General features: G+C 57.2%; 1 protein-coding gene and 1 rRNA gene. Both read left to right on the top strand.

Going from position 1 to position 1029, the window contains the following annotated elements:
* A 5S ribosomal RNA gene (gene rrf / locus BAUR9175_RS19115) occupies window positions 1-116 on the top strand; the annotation flags it as partial.
* Between the two features lie 304 nt (window positions 117-420).
* Window positions 421-849 carry a Rieske (2Fe-2S) protein gene (locus tag BAUR9175_RS19110; protein WP_205676905.1) on the top strand — a complete coding sequence of 143 codons (429 nt, stop codon included), beginning with the start codon at window positions 421-423 and terminating at the stop codon, window positions 847-849.
* Window positions 850-1029 lie beyond the last annotated feature (180 nt).

The raw sequence follows: 1029 nt of genomic DNA, 5'->3' as shown, positions 1-1029 counted from the left end.
GGTGGTGATAGTGGTGGGGAAACGCCCGGTTAACCGTTCCGATCCCGGTAGCTAAGCCCATTCGCGCTGATGGTACTGCAACTTGGTGGTTGTGGGAGAGTAGGTGACTGCCGCAATATTCTTTAAGAGTGAAGGCCACTCCCTTTGTGGGGGTGGCCTTCACTTGTTTGTGGTGGTGTGGATTTCGGCCCTTTTGACGGGGTGGGGTCCGCACCACCACTTTTTGCATTCACGACCGTGAGATATTCCGTTGATCGGGCGTTGCTGCCGGACCCGGCATCGCTGCTGGCGACGTCCCACGGGACAGGCTGACTCTGAGTGAATGGATATAGGAGAGTCAGTGCTTCGCGTTACGCTGGAAGCCGAACAGTCCTACGGATTCTGCACTGTTCACGTATGCACAGGAGGCTGAGGAGCACAGTGGAAACCAACAGACGCACGATCATGAAATCCGCCGGCATGGTCGGCTCCGCAGCTGTCGTCGGTTCGTCGGTGGCGTTGACCTCGGCGTGCGGGTCCGAGGACTCGTCCGAGGCACCGACAAGTGGTTCAGCAGAAGATGCCAGCGTCGCAGCGGGAGACGTTCCCGTCGGTTCTGGAACCGTCATTGACGAAACGTATGTGGTCACCCAGCCGAAGGAAGGTGAGTTCCATGCGTTCTCCTCTGTCTGCACTCATCAGGGCTGCCAGGTCCGTACGATCACCGAAGACAAGATCACCTGCCCCTGCCATTCTTCACAGTTCTCGACGTCCACCGGTGAGGTCCTCGCTGGCCCTGCGACCGATCCATTGCCGAAATTTTCTGTCACCGACTCTGACGGGACGTTGACGATCTCAGGATCCTCCTGACGTCTCATATCGGTCGCAGCAACCAGTCGTTTGGCTGCACGTGGAGGAAAATAGGCTCTTCACTATAGATCTTGTGGACTAGTTAGTCTGACTTCTCGAAGGACGTGGCGGTCTCTACCAAACGGATCGATGATGGTCTTGTGGTCGGGTCTGACTCATGGCTCTTCTGACACCCCGCTG

It is taken from the genome of Brevibacterium aurantiacum (assembly GCF_900169065.1).
In the GTDB taxonomy this organism is placed as follows: Bacteria; Actinomycetota; Actinomycetes; order Actinomycetales; family Brevibacteriaceae; genus Brevibacterium; species Brevibacterium aurantiacum.
This window is presented reverse-complemented; position numbering and strand designations above follow the sequence as displayed.